The sequence below is a fragment of the Succinimonas sp. genome, from assembly GCF_045225735.1.
Taxonomy (GTDB): domain Bacteria; phylum Pseudomonadota; class Gammaproteobacteria; order Enterobacterales; family Succinivibrionaceae; genus Succinimonas.
The window spans coordinates 1-7,304 of sequence record NZ_JBGVBR010000378.1 but is presented as its reverse complement, the minus strand read 5'-3'; the positions used below and the strand labels follow the sequence as shown (position 1 = coordinate 7,304).

Here is a 7,304-nt window from a genome sequence, read left to right as displayed (position 1 = left end):
CAGAGGCCTTGTCCTTGATATACCGGTGCATTTCCTCGCTGTATACCCGGAATACCCCCAGAGTTCCGGCCTCTGTCTCAAAAACCTCCATGGTATGCTTTTTGGCGATTTTAAGAGAAAGCTGGAGTTCCTCCCGGGTTTTGGCGCAGAGATGGGACAGGAGATTGTCCCGGAGGTTCAGACACATTTCCTGAAAAAGCTCCTCCCGGCCCCGGACTCCTGTCACTGTCCCGTTCCGGAGCTTCTGGCTCACCGCCTCCACCGGAACCGCCGGAGCGTCCGGGTACAGGCGGCGGAGATTCTTCAGGGCGGCTTCCTTTTCATGATCCCGGCAGAGTCCCCAGCGGGTCAGGGCGAAGATCAGCCGCACTCCTTTATTGCGGAGCTCGTCCAGCACCTTTTTCTGCTCGCAGGAATCCGGCTGGCCCTTCCGGGCGTCGCAGCAGTAGATTACGGTATGAAACCAGTCTCCGATATCCTGACTCTGGTCGCAGGAGCGGAGAGCGGCGTACAGATCTTCCTTCCAGTCGTCTATGAAGGAGGATTCCAGTCCCCAGCTGTCGAATACGGAAACCTGAATATCATTCCACATAAAGGGCGGGTGCCGGTGCAGGCCTCGTTCGGTAACCGGCCGTCCCACCTTGGCCACGGCGATATTCTGTCCGTAGAGATAGTTTACCAGAGCGGATTTGCCGGAACCGGTCTTACCCAGAATTAAGACGTTGGTGTTATAGGTGTTCACGTGGTGTCCTCGGAGTCGGAGCCGGGAGAGCTTCCGCCGGGGAAAGTCTCCCTGAATGATCCCGGACAGAGAGCCCGGGAGGTTCTGACAATTATATGGGCAAGCGGCGGCCCCGGGCGGTAAATCGGACTAATGTTTGAAGGGGTACGCAATTTTTTCCGGAAGAGGGCGCGGGAAAGCCGGGGAGAGGGCGGCAGAAGCCGGAGCGAAGCCGGTTTAAAAGCCGCTTTCCATGGAGATCTGCGGCAGCGGGGGATTATTTTTGCGGCCGGCGGAAATTCCGCATTGCGGCAGCGGCTGATTTTTGAACAGCAGTAAGCTGTATCTCATTAAATCACATGGTTTTATTACTGTTTTTATATATTTGATGTGCATCAGTTGCAAGAAAATTGAACAAAGGTTTAGTTTTTAGTTGAAATTTGCAATAAAATTGCTATCATTGCTGCGTTTTCCGGAAGAACCGGCTTTTTTTCAGAAAGGAACACGGAGTTACCGGGATTACAGATCATTTTTGTGAAAAAATCGTCTTTTTTTTGCGGAAAAAGGTAATATAGGAATTAACAGGCACCAGGCGCCGCGGCCTTTTGACAAAATCGCTCCGGACATTATTCCGCAAAGGCGGCCTGGAAAGATAACGGGGGTTTTAATGACAGTATCTGACAATAATGACAAGGAACAGTTTCCGCTGGAGATTCTTCCGGACATCGAGGCAAATCCGGCGGGCTACCGCCTTCTGGAACGGGTGCCGTTTTCGGATCTCACCGAGGAATCGAATTATCCGGTGGTTCTGGGACCGGAGGCTCCTGATGAAAAGTCCCTGATTATTCTGGATACCGAAACCACCGGTCTGGAGCTGGAGAATTCCCAGATTATCGAGCTCGGCATGGTAAAGGTGAAGTATTCCGTGCATGAGGCCAGAATCACCCGCATTGTTTCCGTTTATGACGAATTCGAGCAGCCAGAGGAGCCCATTCCGGAGATGATTACCCGGATTACCGGCATTGATAACGCCATGGTGGAGGGGAAGCATTTCACCGAGGCCCGGGTGATGAAATTCTTTCAGGACAATCCCCTGGTGGTGGCTCATAATGCCACCATGGACCGGGGCTTTACGGAAAAGCGCTTCGGTTCCCTGTTCAGCAATATGAATCTCAGACTGCCCTGGGCCTGCAGCGTCAACGATGTGGAGTGGCATAAGATCTGTCCGGGCATCGCCTCCCGGAAGCAGGAATATCTTCTGAACGTTCGGGGCTACTTTTACGAGGCGCACCGGGCCATTAATGACTGCCTGGCTCTGCTCTGGCTTCTTCATTCCACTCCCGGGGTCATGCCTTCCCTTCTGGGTAACGCCCGCAGGAAGAATCTGGCCCTCCGGGTGACCGCTGCCGGGAACACCTGGAACTTCCGGGATGCTTTCAGGGAATTCGGCTATCGCTACGTCAGATTCCGCAATGCCTGGGAAAAGATCTGTCAGGATCAGAACGAGGTAAACCGCGAGCTGGAGATGATCAGGACGCAGTTTCTGATTCCGGACAGTCAGGTGCAGGTGGCGGTGCTGGATGCCTACACCCGCTACCGGGACAAGCTGGGGCTTTAAAAACCGCGGCAGGACAGAATACCGCAGAAACAGGAAAGACAGCAGATAAATACGATTAGACTGAGTAACAGGATTAAGAAAGAATATGACAGACAGCATGATCAGGCAGTTTCCCCTGAACCGGATTTCGGAGATCCGGGAGCATCCGGAGAATTTCCGGCTGGAAATTGCCATTCCCTTTATGGCCTTTGCCTCCGGAAATCAGCGTTTTCCCATCGAGCTCGGCCAGCCCTCGGACAATCCGGATCCCCTGCGCAGCATGGTGATTCTGAGCGCGGACATTCAGAGCCGGGACAACCGGATGTACGCTCTCGGCATGATGCGGGTCACCTATGACCGCTATACCTCAAAGCTGGTGAGTCTGGACCGGATCTGGAGCGGCCTTGAAAATCCCCCGGAAAACGTGCGGGAAAACCAGGATCTCTACACCACTGCCGCCCGGCGTTTTGATGACGAGGATATCCGGGACATGTTCCGAAGTGATGCCCGCACCGGAGGCGTGACTCCCTTTGCGGTGTCTTTGCAGCCCTATGCCGAGAGACCGTCCTTTGACTGCCGCTTCCCGGAGCTGGGCACTCTGTCCTGGGTGACCGGGGGCCGGGGCTTTCCTTGGGGAGAGCTGGATCCGGATCTCCCGGCGCAGTTTTCCAGTCTGCATATGATGTGCATTAAGAAGCGGGTTTTCTTTAATGAAAAAACGCCCCTGGATCGCTGTCTCGCTCTCCTGTGGTTTATGCATATGGTGCCGGGAGCGCTGGATCGCATGGCTGCGGAGGCCGATTCCGCCGCCAGCATCATTCAGGTGAGAAACTGCTTCAATCAGAAGGACGATCTTAAGCAGCGGCGCTTCCGGTGGAGCTCCGAGGATCGCTGCTGGTGCAAGACCGTTTATAACGAAAGCGAGCTTAATGATGAACTGGAGGCGGTGCGGGACATTATGATGGATCCTGATGACCGCAATGTCCGGATTATCGAAACCGCCCCCTGGGAGAGGTATAAGAAGCGCTGAGGTATAAGAAGCGCCAGGAACTGACTGCGGATAGCTCATGTATTTGCAAGGCTTATTCAGACGGCTGCTTTTGACTGATGCAAAGAAACAGAAAAACCCCGCCTCCGGAAAGCAGTTTTCGGAGGCGGGGCTTTGTTTCATCCCGGAGCCGGAACTCCGGAAATGCCGTGAGCTATTTCCCGGCGCGGGGACTCTCAGCGCATTACCTTAATTTTCCGGGCAATGCAGGCATCAATTTCGGACAGCATTTCGTTTCCGGTGCTGATGATATCTTCCTCAGGCAGGGACAGGATTCTGCCGAACTTGCGATCTTTGCAGTTTTCGGTCAGGGTGACGCCGTTTGTCTTCACCACAGTTACAGCGATGTCGTAGTTGTACCCGAATTTGATATTGGTAGAATCAATAACATCCGCCCAAAACTCTCCGATGGTTAGAATTTTGGCAGTGGATTTGAGCATGCTGGCGGTGGAGCTGTCATCCTGGCTCTGCTCGTAAAATATGTCATCTCTGAGAAAGGACACCCACATTTTTTTCACGGAAACATCAACAGAGGCAATATTGTCAGGCACCTGATCCCCAAAGGCCCGGGCGACATCGTTTGCCAGAACCTCGGGAACAGTGGTGTTCATGATGAGATTATTCAGGCTCCTTTCAAAATTAGCGCTGACAAAGCCGATGGTGACAAGCCGTCTTTCCGGCGTGTCCGGGTAATATGAGGAAATCCAGTGCGCGGTGCCGTCGCCTATGCCTCCCTCCTCCACAAAGGGCCGTTTGTCGGTTACATGGATCTTGTCGCTTGCAGACGCGGCGGGCTGGCTGACATTCATGGTGTACAGTTTAGAAGGGATCAGTCTCCCGGAACTGTCATGGGTATCGGCGCAGCCGTTCAGGGCGGAACACAGCAAAACCAGCGCTGCCGGAAGTATTCTGGGCATGGTCATTTTCATCAGTTACGCTCCTCTGCTACACGGTCGCTCTCCAGAACCAGTTTCTTGCCGTCCTCCTCGGGAAGGATGGAAAACGTGGCGTTGAAGTAGTTATATTCCACAAACTTATTCTTGTTTTCTTCGGTCTTGACCCGGAAAAACAGCGATTGCTTGTCTCCGCCGGACAGAACCGCATTGGCAAGCTGAAACTCGCTGGCCATCAGACTGTGGCTGCCAACGGGAAGAGTCGTGTAGTAAAAATCGCCGCTTCCCAGCCTCGCCGCCTTTTGATTGTCGATATAAAGATCAACCGATTTATATGAGCCTAAAAGGTGCGATTCGCGAATAATGTACAAACCGCCCTGACCGGTAGCCGGCGCCGGAAAGCTCCGGGCATGCTCCGTATCAGCGTCATCCATGCGGCTGACGCATCCGGCAGTCATCATAAGAGCGCAGATTATCAAAGCGCATTTTCTGATCATTCGTTCTGTCCTCACATTGCTAATTGAACATCCGGGCATTTTTGCCGCCTGCCGATTCAGGAAAAAGACAAGCCTCCGCCATTCTGACAGGGCGGCCGGGCCGGCGCAGAACCCCTGAGGCAAAGTATAGTCCGTCTTTGAGTTTGTAACCGGGGATGCGGTCACATAATGGTTAATTGCAGGGCTTCCGGGTTTTCCCGGTCTTCTCCCCGTTTGTTTGCGCATTTCCCAAAAAAAGAACCCCGCAAGCTGCGGGGTTTTCTGCTGAGCCGCGGCGGCGGGGAACCGGATCAGAGATGCTTGACGCGTCTCTGCACCTCCTTCTGCTTGCCCTCGTTGAACGGACGGGAATCAGGAGCGCCCAGGTAGCCGCAGACTCTTCTTATTACCGAAGACTTCCCCGGATCCTTGTTGCCGCACTTAGGACATTCAAAGCCCTTGCTGGTGCAGGAGAATTCGCCCTTGAAGCCGCAGATGTAGCACTCGTCGATAGGAGTGTTGGTGCCGAAGTAGGGGATCTTGTCATAGGTGTAATCCCAGACATCCTCAATGCCCTCGGTGTTGCTGCGCATGTTGGGGAACTCCGCATAGCAGATAAAGCCGCCGGAAGCCAGATCCGGATAACCTCTCTCGAAATCGATCTTGGCGTAGGGATCCACTTTTCTGTTAACGTCCAGATGGAAGCTGTTGGTGTAATAGCCCTTGTCGGTAACTCCCGGAATGGAGCCGAACTCCGCGGAATCCAGCTTGCAGAAGCGGTTGCAGAGGTTTTCCGCCGGGGTGCTGTAGAGACTGAAGCCGTAGCCGGTTTCCTTCTTCCAGCGGTCGCAGGCCTCCCGGAGGTGTCTCACAATGGCCAGTCCCTTTTCCCGCAGGGTTTCGTCATCAAAGATATGCTTCTCGGTGCCGTAGAGGGCGTTGATGGTCTCGTGAATGCCGATGTAGCCCAGGGAAATGGAAGCCCGGCCGTTCTTGAAGATGCCGCTGATGCGGTCATCGGCCTTGAGACGCACGCCGCAGGCTCCTTCCATATAGAGGATCGGCGCTACCTTGGCCTTGACGTTGTCCAGCCGGCGGATTCTTTCCATAAGAGCCCGGTAGCAGAGATCCAGCCTCTGATCCAGGATTTCGTAGAACTTCTTCTCGTCGTGGTTGGCTTCAATGCCGATCCGGGGCAGGTTCAGGCTGACCACGCCCAGATTGTTGCGGCCGTCGTGCTCCAGCTCGCCCTCGGCATTGCAGTAGGGGGAGAGGAAGCTGCGGCAGCCCATGGGAGCCTTGAAGGAGCCGGTAACCCGAATTACCTGCTCGTAGTTCAGGATGTCCGGATACATTCTCTTGCTGGAGCATTCCAGGGCGATCTGCTTGATGTCATAGTTGGGATCCTCGGGACGGAAGTTCACGCCGTCCTTGATGGCGAACACCAGCTTGGGGAATACCGCGGTCTTTTTGTTCCGGCCTAACCCGGCAATGCGGTTTTTCAGAATGGAGGTCTGAATAAGCCGGGATTCCCAGGAGGTGCCGAGACCGAAGCCCAGGGTTACGAAGGGAGTCTGTCCGTTGGCGGTATGCAGGGTGTTGATCTCGTATTCCAGAGACTGGAAGGCGTCATAGCAGTCCTTCTCGGTGCGGGAGCGGGCATAGCTTTCAGCCTCCGGCACCCGCCATTCCCGGGCGATTTCCAGATTCTTTTCATAGCTCTTGGTAACGTACGGAGCCAGCACCTCGTCAATGCGGTTAATGGTGGTGCCGCCGTAGATATGGCTGGCTACCTGAGCGATGATCTGGGCGGTAACGGCCGTGGCGGTGAGAATGGAATGCGGGGTTTCAATCTCGGCATTGCCCATCTTGAAGCCGTTGGTCAGCATTTCCTTAAGATCAATGAGCATGCAGTTGAACATGGGGAACAGGGGAGAGTAATCCAGATCATGGAAATGGATCTCGCCTTTTTCATGAGCCTCCACAATGTCCTGGGGCAGCATATGGGTCTTGGCGTAGTGCTTGGCCACAATGCCGGCTAAAAGATCCCGCTGGGTGGGGATGACGCGGCTGTCCTTGTTGGCGTTTTCGTTCAGGATGTCCGGATTGTTCTGCTCGATGAGGCTTTCGATGTCCTGAATGAGCTTGCTGTGCTTTTCGCGGATGCGATCCCGGTCATGACGGTATTCGATGTAGGCCCGGGCCACCTGCTTGTAGCGGGTGTCCATAAGATGATTTTCCACCATGGTCTGCACTTCGGCGATATCCACCGAGGTCATGCCCTTGATTTTGCTGAAGATGAACTTTTCCACCTCGACGCAGAGAGCCAGGTCTCTGAGACCGCAGGCATCACATGCCTTGGACACAGCTTTAACGATGCGATTACCATCGTAGGGAACCTTACTGCCGTCCCTTTTGATAATTACGATCTGGGATGCTTCCACAATCAAACTCCGTTTTACTGCTTTGTTATTGATTATTGGTTTTTTGCCGCCGGACGGGATCCGCAAAGCGGCGCTGCCGGCTTTAATGCTGCCGTCATCTCCCGGAAAATCAGGAGAGAACGGAT

The 7,304-nt window shown here is 54.2% G+C and carries 6 protein-coding genes; 2 read left to right on the top strand and 4 right to left on the bottom strand.

Going from position 1 to position 7,304, the window contains the following annotated elements; translation table 11 throughout:
- The coding region (locus tag ACJROR_RS13250) for a GTPase (RefSeq protein WP_406547496.1) at positions 1–742 on the bottom strand (742 nt) is incomplete at its 3' end.
- Between the two features lie 646 nt (positions 743–1,388).
- On the opposite strand from ACJROR_RS13250, the gene ACJROR_RS13245 reads away from it, so the two are divergent.
- Together ACJROR_RS13245 and ACJROR_RS13240 are read left to right on the top strand one after the other, a co-directional pair.
- Positions 1,389–2,339, top strand: a complete 951-nt coding sequence (locus tag ACJROR_RS13245) for a 3'-5' exonuclease (RefSeq protein ID WP_406547495.1) — start codon at positions 1,389–1,391, stop codon at positions 2,337–2,339.
- A gap of 85 nt (positions 2,340–2,424) precedes the next feature.
- A complete protein-coding gene (locus ACJROR_RS13240; RefSeq protein WP_406547493.1) occupies positions 2,425–3,348 on the top strand; it encodes a hypothetical protein in 924 nt (307 codons plus the stop codon).
- 194 nt (positions 3,349–3,542) lie between these two features.
- Here the strand turns inward: ACJROR_RS13240 and ACJROR_RS13235 are convergent, their stop codons facing one another.
- The 3 genes from ACJROR_RS13235 to nrdD form a co-directional block, all read right to left on the bottom strand.
- Entirely contained in the window at positions 3,543–4,295 is a 753-nt protein-coding gene (locus tag ACJROR_RS13235; protein WP_406547492.1) for a hypothetical protein, read from the bottom strand.
- Entirely contained in the window at positions 4,295–4,756 is a 462-nt protein-coding gene (locus ACJROR_RS13230; RefSeq protein WP_406547491.1) for a hypothetical protein, read from the bottom strand. The genes ACJROR_RS13235 and ACJROR_RS13230 overlap by 1 nt, the downstream gene beginning before the upstream one ends.
- Positions 4,757–5,046: 290 nt before the next feature.
- Positions 5,047–7,179, bottom strand: coding sequence for an anaerobic ribonucleoside-triphosphate reductase (nrdD, locus tag ACJROR_RS13225; RefSeq protein WP_406043570.1), 2,133 nt, complete (start codon positions 7,177–7,179; stop codon positions 5,047–5,049).
- Between the last annotated feature and the right edge of the window lie 125 nt (positions 7,180–7,304).